This is a genomic window from Pseudomonas sp. FSL W5-0203 (assembly GCF_001896155.1).
Lineage (GTDB): Bacteria > Pseudomonadota > Gammaproteobacteria > Pseudomonadales > Pseudomonadaceae > Aquipseudomonas > Aquipseudomonas paracarnis.
Genome location: NZ_MPOR01000007.1, coordinates 14,844 through 37,097, shown reverse-complemented (window position 1 = coordinate 37,097; position 22,254 = coordinate 14,844). Strand labels below are relative to the sequence as shown.

General features: G+C 61.2%; 21 protein-coding genes and 1 pseudogene. 11 read left to right on the top strand and 11 right to left on the bottom strand.

Annotated features, from left to right (window positions below; translation table 11 throughout):
- Positions 1 to 126 precede the first annotated feature (126 nt).
- Complete coding sequence (locus BOP96_RS08845) at positions 127 to 2,049, top strand: acetyl-CoA hydrolase/transferase C-terminal domain-containing protein (protein ID WP_073452486.1); 1,923 nt, start codon at positions 127 to 129, stop codon at positions 2,047 to 2,049.
- 116 nt (positions 2,050 to 2,165) lie between these two features.
- Here the strand turns inward: BOP96_RS08845 and BOP96_RS08840 are convergent, their stop codons facing one another.
- Both BOP96_RS08840 and rep read right to left on the bottom strand, forming a co-directional pair.
- A complete protein-coding gene (locus BOP96_RS08840; protein WP_003195447.1) occupies positions 2,166 to 2,738 on the bottom strand; it encodes a xanthine phosphoribosyltransferase in 573 nt (190 codons plus the stop codon).
- Between the two features lie 58 nt (positions 2,739 to 2,796).
- Complete coding sequence (gene rep, locus BOP96_RS08835) at positions 2,797 to 4,806, bottom strand: DNA helicase Rep (RefSeq protein ID WP_005792464.1); 2,010 nt, start codon at positions 4,804 to 4,806, stop codon at positions 2,797 to 2,799.
- Between the two features lie 266 nt (positions 4,807 to 5,072).
- Between rep and BOP96_RS08830 the strand changes: the two genes are divergently transcribed.
- Positions 5,073 to 6,737: a putative bifunctional diguanylate cyclase/phosphodiesterase gene (locus tag BOP96_RS08830; protein ID WP_073452484.1), complete on the top strand. Its 1,665-nt coding sequence runs from the start codon at positions 5,073 to 5,075 to the stop codon at positions 6,735 to 6,737.
- Positions 6,738 to 6,801: 64 nt separating this feature from the next.
- Here BOP96_RS08830 and BOP96_RS08825 read toward each other — a convergent pair whose 3' ends face one another.
- Positions 6,802 to 8,205 (bottom strand): NorM family multidrug efflux MATE transporter, encoded by a 1,404-nt coding sequence (locus tag BOP96_RS08825; RefSeq protein WP_019819813.1) that lies wholly within the window; start codon positions 8,203 to 8,205, stop codon positions 6,802 to 6,804.
- Between the two features lie 152 nt (positions 8,206 to 8,357).
- On the opposite strand from BOP96_RS08825, the gene BOP96_RS08820 reads away from it, so the two are divergent.
- From BOP96_RS08820 to BOP96_RS31070, 3 genes and pseudogenes are all read left to right on the top strand, one after another.
- Positions 8,358 to 9,278, top strand: coding sequence for a LysR substrate-binding domain-containing protein (locus BOP96_RS08820; protein WP_020302862.1), 921 nt, complete (start codon positions 8,358 to 8,360; stop codon positions 9,276 to 9,278).
- A 176-nt stretch (positions 9,279 to 9,454) separates the two neighbouring features.
- Positions 9,455 to 10,528, top strand: a pseudogene (locus BOP96_RS31075) (Cache 3/Cache 2 fusion domain-containing protein); the annotation flags it as partial.
- Positions 10,529 to 10,570: 42 nt separating this feature from the next.
- A complete protein-coding gene (locus BOP96_RS31070) occupies positions 10,571 to 11,431 on the top strand; it encodes a methyl-accepting chemotaxis protein (protein WP_425608145.1) in 861 nt (286 codons plus the stop codon).
- A 27-nt stretch (positions 11,432 to 11,458) separates the two neighbouring features.
- Here BOP96_RS31070 and BOP96_RS08810 read toward each other — a convergent pair whose 3' ends face one another.
- Both BOP96_RS08810 and BOP96_RS08805 read right to left on the bottom strand, forming a co-directional pair.
- A complete protein-coding gene (locus tag BOP96_RS08810) occupies positions 11,459 to 12,955 on the bottom strand; it encodes a YifB family Mg chelatase-like AAA ATPase (protein ID WP_014720463.1) in 1,497 nt (498 codons plus the stop codon).
- 155 nt (positions 12,956 to 13,110) lie between these two features.
- A complete protein-coding gene (locus BOP96_RS08805) occupies positions 13,111 to 13,374 on the bottom strand; it encodes an accessory factor UbiK family protein (RefSeq protein ID WP_003195432.1) in 264 nt (87 codons plus the stop codon).
- A 423-nt stretch (positions 13,375 to 13,797) separates the two neighbouring features.
- On the opposite strand from BOP96_RS08805, the gene glnK reads away from it, so the two are divergent.
- The 4 genes from glnK to sutA all read left to right on the top strand — a co-directional run bounded on the left by glnK (position 13,798) and on the right by sutA (position 16,578).
- Complete coding sequence (gene glnK / locus BOP96_RS08800; RefSeq protein ID WP_002555808.1) at positions 13,798 to 14,136, top strand: P-II family nitrogen regulator; 339 nt, start codon at positions 13,798 to 13,800, stop codon at positions 14,134 to 14,136.
- Positions 14,137 to 14,170: 34 nt separating this feature from the next.
- Positions 14,171 to 15,508 carry an ammonium transporter gene (locus tag BOP96_RS08795; protein WP_020302863.1) on the top strand — a complete coding sequence of 446 codons (1,338 nt, stop codon included), beginning with the start codon at positions 14,171 to 14,173 and terminating at the stop codon, positions 15,506 to 15,508.
- A 209-nt stretch (positions 15,509 to 15,717) separates the two neighbouring features.
- Positions 15,718 to 16,143 (top strand): secondary thiamine-phosphate synthase enzyme YjbQ, encoded by a 426-nt coding sequence (locus BOP96_RS08790; RefSeq protein WP_003195429.1) that lies wholly within the window; start codon positions 15,718 to 15,720, stop codon positions 16,141 to 16,143.
- A 102-nt stretch (positions 16,144 to 16,245) separates the two neighbouring features.
- On the top strand, positions 16,246 to 16,578 hold the full coding sequence (gene sutA, locus BOP96_RS08785) for a transcriptional regulator SutA (RefSeq protein ID WP_014720461.1): 333 nt from the start codon (positions 16,246 to 16,248) through the stop codon (positions 16,576 to 16,578).
- Between the two features lie 186 nt (positions 16,579 to 16,764).
- Here sutA and BOP96_RS08780 read toward each other — a convergent pair whose 3' ends face one another.
- The 6 genes from BOP96_RS08780 to lptM are packed head-to-tail and all read right to left on the bottom strand — an operon-like array spanning position 16,765 to position 21,352.
- Positions 16,765 to 17,460 carry an HAD family hydrolase gene (locus BOP96_RS08780; protein WP_073452481.1) on the bottom strand — a complete coding sequence of 232 codons (696 nt, stop codon included), beginning with the start codon at positions 17,458 to 17,460 and terminating at the stop codon, positions 16,765 to 16,767.
- A complete protein-coding gene (gene xerC / locus BOP96_RS08775) occupies positions 17,457 to 18,356 on the bottom strand; it encodes a tyrosine recombinase XerC (protein WP_014720459.1) in 900 nt (299 codons plus the stop codon). Before xerC ends, BOP96_RS08780 begins: the two co-directional genes overlap by 4 nt.
- Positions 18,357 to 18,358: 2 nt before the next feature.
- On the bottom strand, positions 18,359 to 19,075 hold the full coding sequence (locus tag BOP96_RS08770; protein WP_014720458.1) for a DUF484 family protein: 717 nt from the start codon (positions 19,073 to 19,075) through the stop codon (positions 18,359 to 18,361).
- A gap of 13 nt (positions 19,076 to 19,088) precedes the next feature.
- The gene (dapF, locus tag BOP96_RS08765; protein WP_014720457.1) at positions 19,089 to 19,919 is read right to left on the bottom strand and encodes a diaminopimelate epimerase; all 831 of its coding nucleotides are present in this window, start codon (positions 19,917 to 19,919) and stop codon (positions 19,089 to 19,091) included.
- Between the two features lie 3 nt (positions 19,920 to 19,922).
- On the bottom strand, positions 19,923 to 21,170 hold the full coding sequence (gene lysA / locus BOP96_RS08760; protein WP_003195418.1) for a diaminopimelate decarboxylase: 1,248 nt from the start codon (positions 21,168 to 21,170) through the stop codon (positions 19,923 to 19,925).
- A 14-nt stretch (positions 21,171 to 21,184) separates the two neighbouring features.
- Entirely contained in the window at positions 21,185 to 21,352 is a 168-nt protein-coding gene (lptM, locus tag BOP96_RS08755) for an LPS translocon maturation chaperone LptM (protein ID WP_003195417.1), read from the bottom strand.
- Positions 21,353 to 21,590: 238 nt separating this feature from the next.
- On the opposite strand from lptM, the gene cyaY reads away from it, so the two are divergent.
- Together cyaY and BOP96_RS08740 are read left to right on the top strand one after the other, a co-directional pair.
- On the top strand, positions 21,591 to 21,923 hold the full coding sequence (gene cyaY / locus BOP96_RS08745; protein ID WP_014720455.1) for an iron donor protein CyaY: 333 nt from the start codon (positions 21,591 to 21,593) through the stop codon (positions 21,921 to 21,923).
- A 2-nt stretch (positions 21,924 to 21,925) separates the two neighbouring features.
- A complete protein-coding gene (locus BOP96_RS08740) occupies positions 21,926 to 22,144 on the top strand; it encodes a DUF1289 domain-containing protein (protein WP_032873896.1) in 219 nt (72 codons plus the stop codon).
- Positions 22,145 to 22,254: the final 110 nt, after the last annotated feature.

Below are 22,254 nucleotides of genomic sequence, written 5' to 3'. Positions count from 1 at the left end.
CGTCAAAAATGCCGCTTACGAGCGGCTTTTTTGTGCCCGCGATTTGGTATTCAGGCTGTTCATTGCAGCAAAGACCCGGCAAGCTCGGTCCAACCCCTAATTCATGGAATGTTCGGGAGCAGTCGGATGGTGCAGTTGTGTTCAATCGAGCAAGCAGTTGACGACGTACTGGAGCGCCTGCCGGCGCATATTCACATGGGCATGCCGCTGGGGCTGGGCAAGCCCAACCTGTTCGTCAACGCGCTGTACCGGCGTATCGCAAAGTTGCCCGAACGGGCGCTGACGCTTTATACCGCGCTGAGCCTGGGTCGGCCTACGCAGGGTGATGGTCTTCAAAAGCGCTTTCTCGAACCCTTCATCGAACGGGTGTTTGGCGACTACCCCGAACTGGATTTCCTCGCGGACCTGCACAGGGGCAGCCTGCCGAAGAATATCCGTGTGCAGCAATTCTTCATGCAGCCCGGTAGCCTGCTCCACAGCGCCGCGGCGCAGCAGGATTACGTCAGCAGCAACTACAGCCATGCGGCCCGCGACATCAATGCCGCCGGCCTGAACCTGGTGGCGCAATTGGTTGCCAGTAGCAGCGAGCATCCCGACCGCCTGAGCCTGAGCTGCAACCCGGATATCACTCTCGACCTGCTGCCCATGATCGCCAAGCGCCGCGCGGCCGGGGAGACCATCCTGGTCGTCGGCCAGGTCCATAGCGATTTGCCCTACATGCCTGGCGATGCCGAGTTGGGCATGGATGAGTTCGACTACCTGCTGGATGAAAAAGACAGCACCACGTTGTTCTCCACCCCGAATATGCCGGTGGGCTTTCAGGATCATTTTATCGGCCTGCATGCCAGCACCCTGGTGCGTGATGGCGGTACGTTGCAGATTGGCATCGGCTCCATGGGCGATGCCCTGACGGCTGCCCTGCTGGCGCGCCAGGCCGACAACGAAGCCTATCGCCTGTTGCTCACCGACTTGGATGTGTACCAGTGGGCACCGTTGATCAGCCGCGAAGGCGGCGTTGAGCCGTTTGCCCGTGGCCTTTACGGTTGCAGCGAGATGTTCGTCAACGGCCTGCTGGTATTGGCCGATGCCGGGATCGTGCGGCGCAAGGTCTACCCGGATGTGGCGACCCAGATGCAGGCCAACGCGGACACCCTGGACGACGCGGCGCAACCTGATGGCGTGTCGATTCATGGCGGTTTCTTCCTGGGACCGCGCAGTTTTTACCAGCGCCTGCAGGAAATGACCCATGCCAAGCGCCAGGCATTCAACATGACCCGCATCAGCTACATCAACGAGCTGTACGGGCAGGAAGAACTCAAGCGCCTGCAGCGCCTGGATGCTCGGTTTATCAACAGCGCCATCATGGTCACCTTGCTCGGTGCTGGCGTGGCTGATCAGTTGGAAGACGGTCGCGTGCTCAGTGGTGTGGGCGGGCAATACAATTTCGTGGCCCAGGGGCATGCGCTGGAAGGTGCACGCTCAATCCTGATTTTGCGCAGCTGGCGTGAGTCGGCGGGTGAGGTCAGTTCCAATATTGTCTGGGAGTACGGCCACTGCACCATTCCCCGGCACCTGCGGGATATCGTCATTACCGAATACGGTATTGCCGACTTGCGCGGTCAGACGGATGCCAAGGTGATCGAAGCGTTGCTGAACATCACTGACTCAAGGTTCCAGCACGACTTGATTGAGCAGGCGCAAAAGGCCGGCAAACTGCCCAAGGATTTCCAGTTGGATCCGCGTTTTGCCGACAACACGCCAGAGCGGCTTCAGGCGATTCAGGCCAGGCATCGTCGCCTGTTCCCGGAATACCCCCTGGGCAGCGACTTCACGAATGAAGAGCGGGATTTGTTACGAGCGCTGAACTGGCTCAAGAGCAAATTCAAGCTCACGGAAATTCTGGAGTTGGGCAAGGCGGCACTCGACGCGCCGGAGCCGGAGGCGTTTCCCGAGCATTTGCAGCGGATGCGCTTGGATAAGCCGGAGGGCATCAAGGAAGACCTGTATCAACGCTTGCTGCTGGCCGGACTGCAGGCCACCGCCCACTGACAGCGCAACGCAAAAGCTAATGTGGGAGCTGGCTTGCCTGCGATGAGGGCCTGTCAGTCGACATCTCTGTCGACTGACACATCGCTATCGCAGGCAAGCCAGCTCCCACACAGTGATTACTCGATAAAGGTCACGACACCACCGGCCAGCGACTTCACCCGCGCCAGCGACTCAACCCGATAACCCTGTGCATCCAGTTCTGCACGCCCACCCTGGAACGACTTCTCGATCACAATGCCCAAACCGGCGACGGTCGCGCCGGCCTGCTTGATGATCGAGATCAGCGCCTGGGACGCCTTGCCGTTGGCCAAAAAGTCATCGATCACCAGCACGCGGTCGCTGCTGGTCAGGTGGCGCGGGGAGATCGCCACGGTGCTTTCGGTTTTCTTGGTGAAGGAATACACCGTGGCCGACAGCAGGTTTTCCGTGAGGGTCAACGACTGCTGCTTGCGGGCGAAGATCACCGGCACACCCAGGTTCAGCCCGGTCATGATCGCCGGGGCAATGCCCGACGCTTCGATGGTGACGATCTTGGTGATGCCCGAATCCTTGAACAGTGCGGCGAACTCGTCGCCGATCAGTTTCATCAGTGCCGGGTCGATCTGGTGGTTCAGAAAGGCGTCAACCTTGAGGACCTGATCGGAAAGCACGATGCCTTCTTCGCGAATTTTCTTGTGCAGTGCTTCCACGGAAAGCTTCCTCTAATGGCGCGTTGTGCGCCGAAAGTAGATTAAAAAGTAGTCGATTCTAGCGTTTTAACATCGCGCGTATGTCCGCCAAGGCGGTGTTGCCGCGAACGGCCTTCACCTCGGTGGGCGTGTCGTCATTGCCTTCCCAGGCCAGGTCGTCCGGCGGCAGTTCATCCAGGAACCGGCTGGGGGCACAATCGATGATTTCACCGTATTGCTTGCGCTTGGCGGCAAAGGTGAAGGCCAGGGTCTGGCGTGCGCGGGTAATACCCACGTAGGCCAGGCGGCGTTCTTCCTCGATGGTGTCGGCTTCGATGCTGGAGCGGTGCGGGAGGATTTCCTCTTCCATGCCCATGATGAACACGTAGGGAAATTCCAGCCCCTTGGAGGCATGCAAGGTCATCATCTGCACGCCTTCGGCACCGTCTTCCTCTTCTTGCTGGCGCTCGAGCATGTCGCGCAACACCAGCTTGCCGATGGCGTCCTCGACGGTCATCTCGCCGTCTTCGTCTTTTTCCAGGGTGTTCTTCAGCGCTTCAATCAGGAACCAGACGTTGCCCATGCGGTAATCCGCGGCCTTGTCGCTGGAACTGTTGGTGCGCAGCCAGTTTTCATAGTCGATGTCCATGACCATGCTGCGCAAGGCGCTGATCGGGTCTTCGCCGGCGCACTGCTCGCGCACCTTGTCCATGAAACGCTTGAAGCGCGACAGGCGATCGGTGAAGCGCGTATCCAGGTGTTCGCCCAGGCCGATTTCGTCGGTGGCGGCATACATGGAAATCTTGCGTTCGGTGGCGTAGTTACCGAGCTTTTCCAGGGTGGTGGAGCCGATTTCCCGGCGTGGCACGTTGATCACGCGCAGGAAGGCGTTGTCGTCGTCCGGGTTCACGATCAGCCGGAAGTAGGCCATCAGGTCTTTGACTTCCTGGCGTCCGAAAAAGCTGTTGCCGCCCGACAGGCGATACGGCACCTGGTGATGCTGCAATTTCAGCTCGATCAGCTTGGCCTGGTAGTTGCCGCGATACAGGATCGCAAAGTCGCTGTAGGGCCGGTCGGTGCGCAAGTGCAGGCTGAGGATTTCCACGGCCACGCGCTCGGCTTCGGCGTCTTCGTTGCGGCAGCGGATCACACGGATCTCGTCGCCATGGCCCATCTCGCTCCACAGTTGTTTTTCAAACTCGTGGGGGTTGTTGGAGATCAGCACGTTGGCGCAGCGCAGGATGCGGCTGGTGGAGCGGTAGTTCTGCTCCAGCATCACCACTTTCAAGGAGGGGTAGTCTTCCTTGAGCAGCATCAGGTTTTCCGGGCGGGCGCCGCGCCAAGCGTAGATCGACTGGTCGTCGTCGCCCACTACGGTGAACTGGTTGCGCGTACCGATCAGCAACTTCACCAGCAGGTATTGGCTGGCGTTGGTGTCCTGATATTCGTCCACCAGCAGGTAGCGCACCTTGTTTTGCCACTTCTCCAGAATGTCCTTGTGCTCTTGGAACAGCTTGACCGGCAGCAGGATCAGGTCGTCGAAGTCCACCGCGTTGAACGCCTTGAGCGTACGCTGATAGTGGGTGTAGACGATGGCGGCGGTCTGCTCCTTGGGGTTGCGTGCGGCCTCCAGGGCTTCGGCGGGCAGGATCAGGTCGTTTTTCCACGAGCCGATCATGTTCTTGATTTCGTCTACGCCGTCGTCGCCCGCGTATTCCTTCTGCATGATGTCGGTCATCAGGGCCTTGACGTCGGTCTCGTCGAAGATCGAGAAGCCGGGCTTGTAGCCCAGTCGCACATGCTCCTTGCGGATGATGTTCAGGCCCAGGTTGTGGAAGGTGCACACGGTGAGGCCGCGGCCTTCGCCGCCTTTGAGCAGGGTGCCGACCCGCTCTTTCATTTCCCGTGCCGCCTTGTTGGTGAAGGTCATGGCGACGATGTACTGGGCGCGGATGCCGCAGTTCTGGATCAAGTGCGCGATCTTGCGCGTGATCACGCTGGTCTTGCCGGAGCCTGCACCGGCGAGCACCAATAGAGGGCCGCCGACGTAGTTCACGGCTTCTTGCTGCCGGGGATTGAGTCGGGACATACGGAATTTTAGGGGTCGTTGTTCAAAAGGGCGGGCATTTTAACAGGCTGGAAAGATTCTGCTGCCATAGAACGACGGTGTGACGTACCACTCGATCTAAATTTGCCGGTTTTGCTACTTTGCCGCAGGATGTGGAGGAATATCCGAGACGATTATTTACAGTCTGCGTATTTGATAACACCTATCATTTGTCATCCTTTGTCATTGTCAGGCCGCACGTCATAATGGCACCGCTAATGAAATTTTGCAGAGTCTAGGGAGTTAGCGTGTCTACGCCTGTCGAACCCTTGCGTTTGCTGCTGCTGGCCGATGAGCCTGAGTGGGCAGCGTTGTTGCGCGAGTGCCTGGCGCCGATGGGCGAAGGGGCTGTGCTGATCAGTGCGCCCAACTGGGACTCGGTAAGCCGCCTGTTCGATGACGACCAGGGTGCTGTGTTATTGACCACGCCCAGCCTGCAGCCAGGCCCTGGCCGGTGCAGCCTGCCGTGTGTATTGCTGCTGGAGCAGGAGCCACTGGTGTCGCCGCTGGGTGTCAGCGATTGGTTGGTGCTGGAGGCATTGGACACCGACACATTGCGCCGCTGCCTGCGCCATGTGCGCGAGCGCGGCGTGCTGGAGAATACCTTGCAGCGCCTGGCCGAGCAGGACCCGCTCACCGGTATTGCCAACCGTCAGGGCTTCCAGACCTTGCTGGCTGCACGCTTGGCCGACAATGACGGCCGTGGCCTGGCCCTCGGTCATCTGGACCTGGACAATTTTCGTCATGCCAACGATGCTCTCGGCCATCAGGCGGGCGACCGGTTGATCCTGCAAGTGGTGTCGCGGCTCAAGAGCCAGCTCGAAGCCGGGGACCAACTGGCGCGCCTGGGCAGCGATGAGTTTGCCTTGTTGATCGATACCCGCCGGGCGCCTCAGCGCGCCGAGTGGATGGCTGAGCGCATCACCGAAGTGATGGCCGAGCCCTACTGGGTGGATGGTGAAAGCCTGTTGATCGGTTGCAGCCTGGGTATGGCCCATGCTCGAGCCCGCGCTGGCGCCGACCCGTTGATGTGGCACGCCCATATCGCCATGCAGCAGGCCAAAAGTACCCAGGGCTGCACCTTCCATATCTTCAATGAGCGCATCAACCGCAACGCCCGCAGCCTGGCCGACCTGGAAAGTGAACTGCGCCGGGCTTTGCGTCGCGATGAGTTGGAGCTGCATTACCAGCCGCGCCTGGACCTGGACGACGGTCATATCGTTGGCCTCGAAGCCCTGGTGCGCTGGCGTCACGGCGAGCGCGGCTTGTTGCCTCCCAGCGAGTTCGTGCCGCTGGCCGAACAGAGTGGCTTGATCGTGCCATTGGGCTACTGGGTGATCTCCCGAGCCCTGCGCGACATGCAAGACCTGCGTGAACGCGGCCTGCCGCCGCTGCACATGGCGGTCAACCTGTCGTTTCGCCAGTTCCAGGACAGTCAGTTGCTGTCTACCCTCAGCCGCCTGATTGCCGAGCGCGGCGTGGAAGCGCAATGGCTGGAGTTCGAATTGACCGAAACCGCCGTGATGCGCCGCAGCGACCTGGTCAAGCAGACCATGGACGCCCTTGGCCGGCTGGGTGTGCGGTTTTCCCTGGATGACTTCGGCACCGGTTTTTCGTCGTTTGTGCACCTCAACAGCCTGCCGATTGCCTTGTTGAAGATCGACAAGAGCTTTGTCGGCGGCATGGAAGAGCGCGAAGAAAACCGCAAGCTGGTGCACGCCATGATCAACCTGGCCCACAACCTCAACCTGGAAGTGGTCGCCGAAGGCGTGGAAACCCCTGAGCAACTTGAACTTTTGCGCTTGTTTGGGTGCGATCAGGTCCAGGGTTACCTGATCAGCAAGCCGTTGCCGTTGCCGGAGCTGGTGGAATATCTGCTGTTTGGTCAAAGCCAGCAGGCGCTGTTGGGCTAAGCCTTCAAAGTGGTTCAAATGTGGGAGCAGGCAAGCCAGCTCCCACATGGACCGCGTGCACTCGCTAGTCAGGCAGTGCCGCTTGGAAACCAACAGGAGCATCTGGCTCCTGCCGAATCATCCGCTTCATCTTCGCCTCAAACGCCCAGGTCAGGCTCACCGCCGCACACGCCAGGCCCAGTGCCAGGCCCCACCAGACGCCGGTGGGCCCCCAGCCCAGGGTGAACGCCATCAACCAGGCCGACGGTGCGCCAATCAGCCAATAGCAACCCAGCCCCACCAGGAAGGTGGTCTTGGCGTCCTTCAAACCCCGGATACAACCCATGGCGATGGTCTGCACACCGTCGAATAATTCGAACCAGGCGGCGACGGCCAGCAGGCTCACCGCCAGGACGATGACGTCATGGAACGCCGGGTCGTCATGGTCGAGGAACAGTCCGATCAGCGGGTCGGAAAACAGCCACAGTACCGCCGCAAACCCCAACATCACCATGGCCCCGAATCCTATGCCGACTCGCCCGGCCAGGCGTGCCATCAGCAACTGCCCGGCGCCGTAATGCTGGCCGATGCGCATGGTCACCGCGTAGGACATCCCCGCCGGCACCATGAAGGCCACCGAGACAATCTGCAGGGCGATCTGGTGCGCCGCCAACTGCGTGCTGCCCATGGTGCCCATGCACAACGCCGCAAAGGCAAACAACCCGACCTCTACCGCATAGGTGCCGCCAATCGGCAGGCCCAGGCGCCACAGCTCGCGCAGGTAATGGGTATTCAGGCGCAGCAGGCCGGTGCCCAGCGGGTAAGCGGCGTAGGCCCGGTTGCTGCGGATGTACCACATCAATGCCAGCGCCATGCCGTTGGCGACGATGGCAGTCACCAGGCCGATGCCCATCAGGCCCAGTTTCGGCAGGCCGAACATGCCTTCGATCAAGGCATGGTTGAGCAGGTAGTTGACCACGGTGCCGCACAGGCTGATCACCATCACCGGAGTGGCCTTGCCGATGGCGCTGGTAAAGCCGCGCAGAGCCATGAAGCTCAGGTAGCCGGGCAGGGCAAAGGGCAGGATCGTCAGAAATTGCCCGGCTGCTTGCACGTTGGTTTCGGTCTGGCCAAACATCAGCAGTACCGGCTTCAAGTTCCATAACAGCAACGCCGCCGCCAGCGCCATCAACCACGCCAGCCACAGCCCGGCCTGGGTCAGGCGGGTGGCGCCGTCGATATCGCCCGCGCCATGGCGAATGGCGACCAGGGTGCCCACGGCTGCGATCACGCCGATGCAGAAGATCGCCACGAACGAATAGCTCGCCGCGCCCAGGCCGCCGCCTGCCAAGGCCTCGGGGCTCAGGCGCGCCATCATCAGGGTGTCGGTCAGCACCATCAGCATGTGCGCCAACTGTGAGGCAATCAACGGCCCCGACAGCCGCAGAATGGCCCAGAGTTCGGTACGTGCCGGATGTTGCATGATCATCACACTCGAATAATCAGGAAGGTGGGGAAGGGTTGATTCTCGGCGCATTCAGCGCATTGCACAAAAGGATAAAAGCGATCGTTGGCATGATTAAAACTCATGCTTGAGCGATTCTGGTAGGGTTTCCAGATTGCGCAGTCGGAGCTTTCAGCATGTCTCGTCGTCTTCCTCCTCTTTATGCCTTGCGGGCATTTGAAGCCGCCTCCCGGCACCACTCCTTTACCCGCGCGGCTGCGGAGTTGTCGATTACCCAAAGTGCGATCAGCCGGCATATCCGTACGCTCGAAGATTATTTCGCCTGCCGATTGTTCCAGCGCAGCGGTCGCACATTGCAGCTCACGGAAGCGGCGCGGTTGTTGCTGCCTGGCGTACGGGAAGGCTTCGCTGCCCTGGAGCGTGCTTGCCATACCTTGAATGCCGAAGATGACATCCTGCGTATGAAGGCGCCGTCCACTTTGACCATGCGCTGGCTGCTGGCGCGGTTGAGTCGCTTCCGCGCATTGCAGCCAGGCAATGAGGTACAACTCACCAGTGCGTGGATGAGCATCGATGAAGTGGACTTTAACCAAGAGCCGTTCGACTGTGCGGTGTTGCTCAGCAACGGGCACTTTCCGGCGGACTGGGAGGCCAGTTATCTGTTTGCGGAAATGCTGATCCCGGTGGGAGCGCCGAATCTGTTGGACGACGGTCCCTGGGACGTGACGCGGCTGGCAACCGCCGAACTGCTGCACCCGACCCCGGACCGCCGCGACTGGCGTTACTGGCTGCAGCGCATGGGGTTGTCATCTCACGTTTCACTCAAGGGTGGGCAGGTGTTCGACACGCTCGAGCTGGGCATGATCGCTGCCGCCCGTGGCTATGGCGTCTCCATGGGTGACTTGCTGATGGTGGCCGAAGACGTGGCGCAGGGACGCTTGAGCCTGCCGTGGCCCACGGCGGTCGCCAGTGGGGAAAGCTACTACCTGGTGTGGCCGAAAACTCGCCCGGGCGGGGAGCGTTTGCGACGGCTGGCGGAATTTCTTCAGGGCGAAGTCAAGGCGATGGAATTGCCCCAGGTTGAACGCCTCGATTGAGTAGGGCCGGACCGGGTGTGCAATCGTTTGCGGGATACCCCTGTGATTCGCTCAAGTATTGCCAAATGCCGCCGAAGAAGGAGGTTGGAACCATCGTGCATCAACGTTTCCCACTAGATAATTTGCCGAGCAGCGCTATGAGATCAGGATGATCCTGGCCTCGGCCAGGAGCTGTCATGTCTCAACCTCGTGCCCGGATTGCCTCCCAGTTAGGCCTTGCACTCGCCGTGATTCTCGCTGTCGTCATCAGCGGCAGTACGGTCTTTGCCTTGCGTACCCTCGACTCCGCCAACCTCGCCACCCGCGAGGAACACCTGGCCAGCGAGGCGCGTCTGCTCGCCGACCAACTCAACACCTTCCACAGCACCTTGCGCGAAAGCACCCAGCGTTTGAGCGGGCTGTTTGAAAAGCGCTTCGGCGCCGGCTTGAGTGTACGTGCGGACCAGCCCGTGGCCGTGGCCGGCGTGCAGACGCCAAGCCTCTACCTGGGCAACGAGGTATTGAATAACAACTTCGAAGAGGTGGATGAGTTCAAGCAGATGTCCGGCGGCGTGGCCACGGTATTCGTGCGCAGCGGCGACGACTTTATCCGCGTCAGCACCTCCCTGACCAAGCAGGATGGCAATCGCGCCATTGGCACCGTGCTCGACCGTCAGGGCGCGGCCTACCAGCGCGTTGTGGGCGGCCAGACCTACATCGGCCGTGCCGTGTTGTTCGACCGCTCCTACATGACCCAATACAGCCCCGTGCGTGACAGCAGTGGCCAGGTCATCGCCGTGCTGTTCATCGGTTTCGATTACACCGATGCTCAGAACGCCCAGTTTGAAAACCTCAAGCGCTTCCGCATTGGCCAGACCGGCTCCCTCGCGCTGCTCGATGAGCAAAAGCACTGGCTGGTGCCGCCGGCTGGCGTGCAAGCGCCGGATCAGGCGATTGCCGTGATGCTCGACCTGGCGAAAAAGCCGGGCGCAGGCCGTTTCTGGAGCGACAAGAACGAAGATTTCTATAGCGTATCGGTGCCGTTCGAAGGCGGCCCTTGGGCGGTGGTAGCGAGCATGCCCAAGGCTGAGATTCGCGCAGTGACCTGGGAAGTCGGCATCCGCCTGGTGATCGGCAGTGTGTTGGCGATGTTGCTGGCAGTGGGCGCCACGGTGTGGCTGTTGCGCAGCAAGCTGGCGCCATTGAGCGAGCTGGTGCGCCAGGCCCAGGCGCTGGGCGCGGGCGATTTGAGTGCGCGCCTCAACGTTTCCAGCCATGACGAAATCGGCCAGTTGGCGCGCAGTTTCAACCAGATGGGTGAAGCGCTGTCGACCATGGTGTCGCATATCCGTACCGCGGCCGAACAGGTCAACAGCCGCGCACAGGCGTTGTCGGGCTTGTCCGGTGGAGCCTATGAAGGTATGGAGCAGCAGTCCGGTGAGATCACCAGCATGGCCGGCGCGGTGGAAGAGTTCAGTGCCACCTCGCTGAACATTGCCGACAACATGGGCAACACCGAGCGCCTGGCCCAAGAGAATGCCCAGCAAACTCGTATCGGCCGCACCTCGATGCAAGAAGCGTCATCGTCCCTGGAACATATCGCCACTGCGCTGAACAGCACCGCTGCAGTGATCAACACCCTGGGCCAGCGTTCCCAGGAAATCGGCGGGATCGTCGGCGTGATTACCGCCATCGCCGAACAGACCAACCTGCTGGCGCTCAACGCCGCCATCGAAGCCGCCCGCGCCGGTGAGCAAGGCCGTGGTTTTGCCGTGGTCGCCGACGAAGTGCGCAATTTGGCTTCGCGCACCCGCCAGGCCACCGATGAAATCTCCGGCATGATCCAGAGCATCCAGCAGGAAACCGGCAACGCCATCAGCACCATGGAACACGGCAATGCGCTGATGCAGGAAGGCTTGTCGCGCAACGCTGACGTGGCCTCGGCCCTGGCGCGTATCGACGAGCAAAGCCGCTCGGCCGGTCAGCAGTTCGCGGCGATCACCACCGCCACCCAGGAACAGAGCAGTACCGCGACCTTGCTCAGCAGCAACCTGCAGAGCATTGCGCTGGCCAACAGCGAGCAGCGTGAAGTGGTGTCCAACCTGGCGGTTACCGCCAAGGAGCTGGAGACCTTGGCGGCAGGTTTGCGACATGAGGTGGATCGGTTTCGCTGAAGCACCGCCAAACAAATTGTGGGAGGCTCAGCTGAGAGATGCTGGGCGGTATTGCAGGGCCTCCTTCAGATGATCACGGGTGATGGCGTCCATCTGGTCCAGGTCCGCCAAGGTGCGCGCCACCTTCAGCAGCCGATGGGCCGCCCGCAGTGACAGTGTCAGTCGCTCGCAGGCGGTCTCTAGCCAACCCTCGTCGACCTTTGGCAGCTTGCAGTGCTGGCGCAGCCCCGGCAGGTCCAGAAAAGCATTGGCACACCCCTGGCGTTGCTGTTGACGCTCGCGTGCTTCGGCTACCCGCACCGAGGCATCGGCCGTTGTATCGCCCGCCGGTTGAGTGGGGCTCAGCGCAGTGGCCTCCCGCGCGACGGTCAGGTGCAAATCAATCCGGTCCAGCAAAGGGCCGGATAGCTTGTTGCGATAACGCTGGATCTGCTCCGGCGTACACCGGCAACGCCCGCTGGGTTCGCCCATGTAGCCGCAGGGGCAGGGATTCATCGCCGCGACCAGTTGAAAGCGAGCCGGGAAGCGCACTCGGTCACGGGCGCGGGATATCACGATATGCCCCGACTCCAATGGCTCGCGCAGCACCTCCAGTACCTTGCGATCGAACTCTGGCAGCTCATCCAGGAACAGCACCCCGTGATGGGCCAGGGTGATTTCCCCCGGTTGTGGCTTCGAGCCGCCCCCCACCAGCGCCGGCCCGGATGCCGAGTGGTGTGGCTGACGGAACGGGCGGTTTGGCCAATGGCTCAGCGGTGCCAGGCTGACCACGGACTGGATCGCGGCCACTTCCAGCGCTTCCTGCTCGCTCAACGGCGGCAGCAAGCCCGGTAGCCGGCTGGCCAATAAAGTCTTGCCGGTGCCCGGTGGCCCGCTGAACAATAGGTTATGCGCGCCTGCCGCCGCGATCAGCAATGCTCGCTTGGCCGCGAGTTGGCCCTGCACTTCACGCAGGTCTGGGTAAGGCTTGTTCACGTACAGCAAACCGTCGGACCTGTAGGGCTCAATCGGCACATGCCCATTCAGGTGCGCCACCACTTGCAGCAGGTGGTCCACCGCAATCACCTTCAACCCCGATGCCAGGCACGCCTCTTCGGCGTTGGCGCGCGGCACTATCACGGTGCGCCCGGCCTTGCGCGCCGCCAGCGCGGCCGGCAATACCCCCTTCACCGCGCGCACCTCGCCGGACAGCGCCAATTCCCCAAGGCATTCCACGTCATCGAGCATCAGCGCCGGCACTTGCACACTGGCTGCCAGGATGCCCAGGGCAATCGCGAGATCAAAACGCCCGCCGTCCTTGGGCAGGTCGGCGGGCGCGAGGTTGAGCGTGATGCGCCGGGCCGGATATTGCAGCGCCGAGTTGAGGATGGCACTGCGCACGCGGTCCTTGCTTTCCTTCACTGCGGTTTCGGGCAAACCCACCAAGGTGAGAGACGGCAGGCCATTGGCCATATGCACTTCGACAGTGACGGCTGGGGCTTCCACACCGACCTGGGCGCGGCTGTGGACAATGGCGAGGGACATGCTCGTTCCTTGAATGGGAGGGCCGCTTCCTGCGGTTTTTTCAAGGGTAGACGAGGTGGGATGGAGCGGGGCGGGGGAGGTTTTACAGAACGTATCCGGGCGGCAACGCAAAACAAGTGTGGGAGCAGGCAAGCCAGCTCCCACAACAATCGCGTTCACTCAGCAGAAGGTGGCGTCAACCGGGCTTCAAGTTCAGCCACCTTCGCCTCCAGGCTCTCCAGCCGCGCACGTGTGCGGGCCAGCACCACCATCTGGCTGTCAAACTCTTCTCGGCTGACCAGGTCGAGCTTGCTGAAACCACTCTGTAGCAAAGCCTTGAACTGGCTTTCGATTTCATTGCGGGGCAGCGGCGTGTCGCCGCTGAACAGGCGAGAGGCGTGGCCGCTCAGGGCGTCTAGGAAGTCTTTGGGCGCGAGCATTGGACATATTCCGGAAAACAGTTGGCCGGCAGTGTATCACGCAGCGCCTATAGTCCTTTTCAGGCCCCGTTGCGCACGGTTTTCGCGCATTGGGGCGGGCGGCCTCGCACTGTTTTGATGCGCATTGCGGCCGCGCAGGCGCCCCGTAGGTGGGCACAAGCGGGTAAAGGATTGATTTCGGTGGTTTTTACGGAGCTGGCAAGGTTTCTGCTTAGACGATCATGACCCATGCACTGATGCAGTCGCTGTGACGAATGCAGTGCGCCGACGGATCCGGGGTACAGGGCTCGTCACCAGTGGTTCGCTGGCGTCGCGACGGCAAATGCCGAGGCGACGATGCGTTACAAAGCCAGGCACTGCGCTTAGACTTGAGACGGGTTTGTTTTCCTGGGGCAAGTCCACCAAATTCGGGAGAGAGTTTTCATGAAGCTAGTCACTGCCATCATCAAGCCGTTCAAGTTGGACGATGTTCGCGAGTCACTGTCCGAGATCGGCGTGCAGGGCATTACCGTTACTGAGGTCAAGGGCTTCGGTCGGCAGAAGGGTCATACCGAGCTGTATCGCGGCGCGGAATACGTGGTCGATTTCCTGCCGAAGGTGAAGATCGATGTCGCCATTGACGACAAGGATCTTGATCGGGTTATCGAGGCGATAACCAAGGCGGCCAACACCGGCAAGATCGGTGACGGCAAGATCTTCGTGGTCAATCTGGAACAGGCTATTCGCATCCGTACCGGCGAAACCGATACCGACGCAATCTAAGCCGCCAAACCCCAACGCCCCAGGAGAAAACAATATGACTCTGCGTAAATTCGCAGGGCTCGGAGCCCTGCTGTCCATCGTAATGCCAAGCCTGGCCATGGCGGCAGATGAAGTGGCTGCTCCAGTCCTCAATTCCGGCGACACCGCCTGGATGCTTACCGCCACCGCGCTGGTGCTGTTCATGACCATCCCTGGCCTGGCGCTGTTCTACGGCGGCATGGTCCGCTCCAAAAACATTCTGTCGGTGATGATGCAGTGTTTCGCCATCACTGGCCTGATCAGCATCCTCTGGGTCGTCTACGGCTACAGCATCGCGTTCGATACCACCGGTATGGAACAAGGCGTGGTCAACTTCAATTCCTTCTTCGGCGGCATGGGCAAGGCGTTCCTGGCGGGTGTCACCCCGGCCAGCATCACCGGGCCGGCGGCGCTGTTTCCGGAAGCCGTGTTCATCACCTTCCAGATGACCTTTGCCATCATTACCCCGGCGCTGATCGTCGGTGCTTTCGCTGAGCGTATGAAGTTCTCCGCAATGCTGATCTTCATGGCTATCTGGTTCACCCTGGTCTACGCGCCGATTGCGCACATGGTCTGGAGCGGCAACGGCGGCCTGATGTGGGACTGGGGCGTGCTGGACTTCGCTGGCGGCACCGTTGTGCACATCAACGCGGGTGTGGCTGGCCTGGTGGCGTGCATCGTGCTCGGCAAGCGCAAAGGCTTCCCGACCACCCCGATGGCACCGCATAACCTGGGCTATACCCTGGTGGGCGCGGCCATGCTGTGGATCGGCTGGTTTGGCTTCAACGCCGGTTCCGCCGCGGCGGCCAACGGCACCGCGGGCATGGCGATGCTGGTAACTCAAATCGCTACAGCAGCTGCGGCCCTGGGCTGGATGTTTGCCGAGTGGATCACCCACGGCAAGCCCAGCGCACTGGGTATCGCCTCGGGCGTGGTCGCCGGCCTCGTCGCCGTGACGCCAGCGGCGGGCACCGTGGGCCCGATGGGCGCCCTGGTGATTGGCCTGGTCGCCGGTGTGGTGTGCTTCTTCTGCGCGACCAGCCTCAAGCGCAAGCTGGGTTATGACGACTCCCTGGACGCTTTCGGCGTGCACGGTATCGGCGGCATTGTCGGTGCGATCCTTACCGGTGTGTTCGCTGCCCCGGCGCTGGGCGGCTTCGGCACCGTGACGGACATCGCAGCCCAAGTCTGGATCCAGTGCAAAGGCGTGGGCTTTACCGTGATCTACACGGCGATCGTGACCTACGTCATCCTCAAGGTGCTCGACATGGTCATGGGCCTGCGTGTCACCGAGGAAGAAGAGGCGGTTGGCCTCGACCTGGCGCAACATAACGAGCGCGGCTACAACTTGTAACCAGGCGAAAAAAACATGCCCGGCTTGCCGGGCATTTTTTTGCCTGGCGTTTGTCTGTGGCTAAAGGCGCATGGGTTTTTTATCGACTTTGTGATGGGATCCACACAGCACTTTTAAGGGTGCAAATGTCTTACAGGCATGAAGGCGTATTCGGCACTTTGTTTTTTCCCAGAGCGCGCTAGAATGCGCGCCGATGGGCGGAGAACTGTATGTGGCAACAGACCCTGATTACCCTGCGGGCCAAGCCCCGGGGCTTTCACTTGGTAACGGACGAGTTGCTTGCCGGCTTGCCTGAATTGAAGGCGTGCCGTGTGGGCCTGTTGCATTTGTGGCTGCAGCACACCTCGGCCTCGTTGACCGTCAACGAGAATGCCGACCCGGCGGTTCGCCGTGACTTCGAGCGTTTTTTCAACCTGCTGGTGCCACAAGGTCGCGCAGGGTTTGAACATAACGACGAAGGTCCGGATGATCTGCCGGCGCACTTCAAGGCCAGTCTGCTGGGCTGCCAGCTGAGTTTGCCGGTCAAGGCCGGCCGCTTGGCGATAGGGACCTGGCAAGGTGTTTATCTGGGCGAGCACCGTGATCATGGCGGTGCTCGTAAAGTCCTCGCCACCTTGCACGGTGAAGGGGCATAAGCCACTGGTGATTCAGTGGATGTTGATTTTTTTCCGGCAACCTCGACAGAGGGTGAAGCTGGGCTATAACTAATCTGCTTTTCGCAAGTCATGAGGTAGAACATGAGCGACGATGATCTGGAACAAGACGACCTCGAAGTAGGTGATGAAGACGACACCGAAGACGGTCTTGAAGTTGCGGCCGAAGACGTTGCTGAGGACGTCGATGACAGTGTTGGCGATGACGCGGCTCCCAAAGCCAAAGGCAAAGCCAAGGCGGCTGTGTCGGTAGACGAGTTGCCGAGCGTTGAAGCCAAGAACAAAGAGCGCGATGCCCTGGCCCGTGCGATGGAAGAATTCCTCGCTAAAGGCGGCAAAGTGCAGGAAGTCGAGGCCAACGTGGTGGCTGATCCACCGAAGAAGCCGGATAACAAGTACGGAAGCCGACCTATCTGAGGTCTGCCTCCTGCTTGTAAGAAAAAGCCCGCCGTCGCTGCGGGCTTTTTCATGCCTGCCATTTACCAGTTCGCTGCAATACCTTGTGGGAGCCGGCTTGCCTGCGATAGCGGTGTATCTGCGAGCCCTGTGTTGATTGGCCCACCGCTATCGCAGGCAAGCCAGCTCCCACATTGGGGGGCAGTGTTAACCCCAGCGACTCAGCAAGGGCGGCAACTCCGTCAGGCTGCGAATCTGCGCATCCGGGCGCTTGTCACCCTCCCAGGCCTTGCCCGTGGGGTTGAACCACACTGCCCGCAGTCCCGCCTGCTGCGCGCCGGCGATGTCATCCCCAGGATGATCGCCCACATGCACTGCCGCGCTGGCGTCCACACCGCCACGTTGCAGTGCTTCATGAAACAGCCGTGCGTCCGGCTTGGCGATGCCGATATCTTCAGCGCGCAGGGCAAAGTGAAAGTAGTCCGCCAGGCCCACACGCTGCACATCGGCATTGCCATTGGTGATCACGCCGAGCAGGAAGTGCTGGCGCAGCGCCTTGAGCATCGGCTCGGCTTCCGGAAACACGGTGAGTTGGTGGCGTGCGTGGATGAACGCTTCGAAGCAGACATCCGCCATCTCTGTGGCCTCAGGTTGGGGATAACCGGCCTCCTCGAACGCATGCATCAACACGCGGTGGCGCAGCAGGCTGATACGGTGTTTGAGTTCGGGATGACGCTGCAGCACCTGCTGGCGCAGGCTGGCAAAATGCTCAAGGGGCAGGTCGCCGACCTTGGACGCGTGGGTCGCCAGCCATTCACGCATCGACGCTTCGGCGCTGATGATGACAGGTACGTTGTCCCAGAGGGTGTCGTCCAGGTCGAAGGTGATCAGCTTGATACTCATGAGTCGCCGCCCTTGATGCGTTTGGCCCGTGGATGGGCGCTGTCGTACACCGTTGCCAGGTGCTGGAAGTCGAGGTGGGTGTAGATTTGCGTGGTCTTGATATCCGAGTGCCCGAGCAGCTCCTGTACGGCGCGCAGGTCCTGGGAGGATTCGAGCAGGTGGCTGGCAAAGGAATGACGCAACATGTGCGGGTGCAGATTCTGCCCCAGCTCGCGCTCGCCGGCAGCCTTGACCCGCAGCTGAATCGCCCGCGGCCCCAGGCGCCGGCCTTGCTGGCTGACAAACACGGCATCGTCTGCCGGGTTGGTCAGAAGGCGTAGCGGCAGCCATAGCTGCAAGGCTTCGCGGGCTTTCCTGCCCACGGGCAGTACGCGCGTCTTGCTGCCTTTGCCGAGCACTTGCACCAGGCCATCGGCGAGGTCCAACTGGTCGAGGTTCAGGCCCGTCAACTCCGACAGGCGCAGGCCCGAGGAATAGAACAGCTCGAGGATTGCCTGGTCGCGATGGGCCAGGAAGTCATCCTCGACGGCACCGTCGAGCAATTGCAGGGCGCGGTCTGTGTCCAGGGTCTTGGGCAGGCGCCGTTCGCCTTTGGGCGGTGACAGGCCATTGGCCGGGTCGTGGTCGCACAGCCCTTCGCGATTGAGGTAGTGATAGAGGCCGCGCACCGCCGACAGCAGGCGAGACAGGCTGCGGGAAGATTGGCCCTGCTGGTGCAACCGGGCAATCAGGCTACGCAGGGCCTGGATGTCCAGAGCCTTCCAGCTGCTGACGTGCTGCTTTTCACAATAGGCCAGGACCTTGTTCAAGTCCCGCCGATAAGCTTCCAGCGTGTGGGACGACACCTGGCGCTCATTGCGCAGGTGAGCGCAGTAAGCGTCCAGTTGCCGCTCCATGATCAGCGCACCGCGCGCAGGGTGGTGGTGTGGCGTGGCAGGACGCGGCCCAGCACTTCGGCGATATAGGTCAGGAACAACGTGCCCACCGAGCTTTTGTAGTGCGCCGGGTCGCGGCTGGCGATGGCCAGTACCCCGTGCAAGCCTTGATGGCTGAGGGCGATGACGGCCGTAGAGCCGATCTGCTTGCGCTGTTCGGCGCCAAACAGGAAGTCCAGCTCATGCTCGCGCAAGGTGCCGCTGACGGTCTTGCCTTCGGACAGCAGGCCGCCGATGGCCGTCTGCGCTTCGCCACCTGTGACCCAGCGGCCCACCGGCATCGGGTTGTCGCTGAACAGGATCAGGCTGACGAAGGGCACCTGGAAATCCTCACGCAGGCTGTCTTCCACGGCGATCACCGTTTCTTCCAGGCTGGTGGCATCCATCAGGGTCAGAATCAGGCGGCGGGTCTTGTCGAACAAGCGGTCGTTGTCGCGGGCCACGTCCATCAGATGCGAGAGCCGGTGGCGCATTTCAATATTACGCTCGCGCAGGATCTTCATCTGCCGCTCCACCAGCGATACGGTATCGCCGCGCTGGTGAGGGATGCGCAGGGCCGGCAGCAGTTCTTCGTGCTCGACGAAGAAGTCCGGGTTAGCCTCAAGGTACGCCGCGACAGCAGCGGCCTCCAGGCTTTCACTCGGGGTAGCGTGTGCGGGTACTTGAGGCTTATCGGTCATTAGCTTGGCTCACTCATAGACGGACCTGTCCTTCGTATACGCGCGAGGCCGGCCCGGTCATCATCACCGGGTGGCCAGGGCCTGCCCATTCGATGGACAAACGTCCGCCGGGCAGGTCGATCAACAGCGGCGAATCCATCCACCCCTGGCTGATCGCAGCCACGGCAGCGGCGCAAGCACCGGTGCCGCAAGCCTGGGTTTCGCCGACGCCGCGTTCCCATACGCGCAATTGCGCACGGTTGCGGTCGATCACCTGCAGGAAGCCCACATTGGCCCTTGCCGGAAAGCGCGGGTGATGTTCGATCTTCGGCCCCAGTTCGTGCACGGGGGCGTTATTGATGTCGGTGACCCGCAGCACTGCATGAGGGTTGCCCATGGACACGGCGGCGATGTCGACGGTCTTGCCGTCTACATCCAGTGCATAACTGGTGGCCTGCTCGCTGGCCTGGAACGGAATATCCGCCGGCACCAGGCGTGGGGCGCCCATGTTGACGCTGATCTGGCCATCGTTGCGGATGTCCAGTTCGATCACGCCGCCTTTGGTTTCGACGCGAATCTGGCGTTTGGCAGTCAGGCGTTTGTCGAGCACAAAGCGCGCAAAGCAGCGCGCGCCGTTGCCGCACTGTTCCACTTCGGAACCGTCGGAGTTGAAGATCCGGTAGCGGAAATCCACCTCCGGGTTGCTCGGCGCCTCGACCAGCAGCAACTGGTCGAAACCGATGCCGGTGTGGCGATCACCCCACTGTTTGGCGTGCTTGGGCAGGATGTGCGCGTGCTGGCTGACCAGGTCGAGGACCATGAAATCATTACCCAACCCGTGCATCTTGGTAAAACGCAGCAGCATGGCTTACTCCGGCAGCAGGCTTTCGCCAGCATACAACTCGGCTACCGTCTCGCGGCGACGCACTTCAAATGCTTGATCACCGTCCACCAGCACCTCGGCGGTACGCCCGCGGGTGTTGTAGTTGGAACTCATGACAAACCCGTAGGCACCGGCCGAATGCACGGCCAGCAGATCACCTTCCTCAAGCGCCAACTCACGATCCTTGGCGAGGAAGTCGCCGGTCTCGCAGATGGGCCCGACGATGTCATAGGCGCGGGCTTCGCTTGTGCGCGGCGTCACGGCGGTGACATCCATCCAGGCCTGGTACAGCGCCGGGCGGATCAGGTCGTTCATCGCCGCATCGACGATGGCGAAATCCTTGTGTTCGGTATGCTTGAGGTACTCGACCTGGGTCAGCAACACGCCAGCGTTGGCGACGATGTAGCGGCCCGGCTCGAACATCAGCGTCAGGTCGCGGCCTTCGATGCGTTCGCGCACGGCCTGGATATAGTCGGCAATCAGTGGCGGCTCTTCATCGCGATAACGCACGCCCACGCCACCACCGAGGTCGATGTGGTGCAGGTAGATGCCGCACTCGCCCAGGCGGTCGATCAAGGCCAGCAGGCGGTCGAGGGCATCCAGGAACGGTGGCAGGGTGGTCAGTTGCGAGCCGATATGGCAGTCGACGCCCAGCACTTCCAGGTTCGGCAGTTGGGCTGCGCGGATGTACACGTCCTCGGCGTCGGCGATGGCAATGCCGAACTTGTTCTCTTTGAGACCGGTGGAGATGTACGGGTGGGTGCCGGCGTCGACATCCGGGTTGACGCGCAGGGAGATCGGCGCGCGAACGCCCATTTCGGCGGCAACGACTTGCAGGCGCTCCAGTTCGTCGGTGGATTCGACGTTGAAGCAATGCACGCCGACTTCCAGGGCGCGGCGCATGTCTTCGCGGCTCTTGCCGACGCCGGAGAAGACGATTTTGTCCGCCTGGCCACCGGCGGCCAGTACGCGTTCCAGCTCGCCACGGGACACGATGTCAAAACCAGCGCCAAGACGCGCCAGGACATTGAGTACACCCAGGTTGGAGTTGGCCTTGACTGCGTAGCACACCAGGTGCGGCACGCCGTCGAGGGCGTCGGTGAACGAGCGGTATTGGGCTTCGATATGCGCACGCGAGTACACATAGGTCGGGGTGCCGAAGCGCTGGGCAATCGCGGACAAGGCCACGCCTTCCGCGAACAGCTCGCCGTCCCGGTAGTTAAAAGCGTCCATAAGTTTCCCTTAACTTAGTAGGTGTCGTGCTTATGGGCTTTTGACGGCTTTTGCGACGATTGCGCCTGTTCGTTTGGATCTTTGCTGTCATCCGGCAGGTACAACGGGCCTTTCTGGCCACAGGCACTAACGAGGCAAGCGACCGCGACGAGCGCAGCAAGGGAAGAGATCAGGCGCTTCATGGCGAAATCCTTGAATATGCATTAATTGCGCCCGAGTATACCGACCACCCGCCAGCTTGCCTATGCGCCGCAACACCCGTCCGGCGGGGGTTTGCCGAGACAGTAGGGAAGCAGGCTACGATGCCTGGGGATATTTCGTACCGTCATCCGTGATCAAATCAGTATCCTTTGCAATCGGCGAGGCTCGCCCGTATCGTGCGGCGCTTGAGCAAAACCAGACACTTTTGAGGTTGCCACAATGAGTTTGACCGAAGCCCGTTTTCACGACCTGGTGGATGCCACCCAGGAGAAGCTGGAAGATATTTTCGACGACAGCGACCTGGATGTGGATCTGGAAAACTCGGCCGGTGTGCTGACCGTCAAGTTCGAGACTGGCCCGCAATTGATCTTCAGTCGCCAGGAGCCTCTGCGTCAGCTGTGGCTGGCGGCGCGCTCCGGTGGCGTTCACTTCGACTACGATGAAGAAAGCGGCAAATGGCAGTGCGACAAGAGTGAAGAGTTGCTGGGTGAGATGCTCACCCGACTGGTCCAGGAATACACCGGCGTCGAGCTGGATTTCGACGAGGTCTGATGGTGAGTGAGCCTGCAACCGTACGCCCGCCCAAGCCGCTGTTTAGCAATGTCAGCCCGGCAGTGCCGTCACCTTGTATCAGTTTGTGTCGCCTGGACGAGCAGAAAGTCTGCCTGGGCTGCTTCCGCCACGTGGAAGACATCCGGGAATGGCGCTCTGCCGACGATGCGCGGCGCCGGGTGATCTGCGCCGAGGCTGAACAGCGCAAGGCGAGCGCCTGACGGCGTCTTGTTTATTTGTGTCGCTGTGGTAGTGTCCGGATACACCTCCATTCATCGAGGTCCGTGAGAACCCCGCCTTTTCCTGGCGGGGTTTTGCTTTTTTGTGCAGA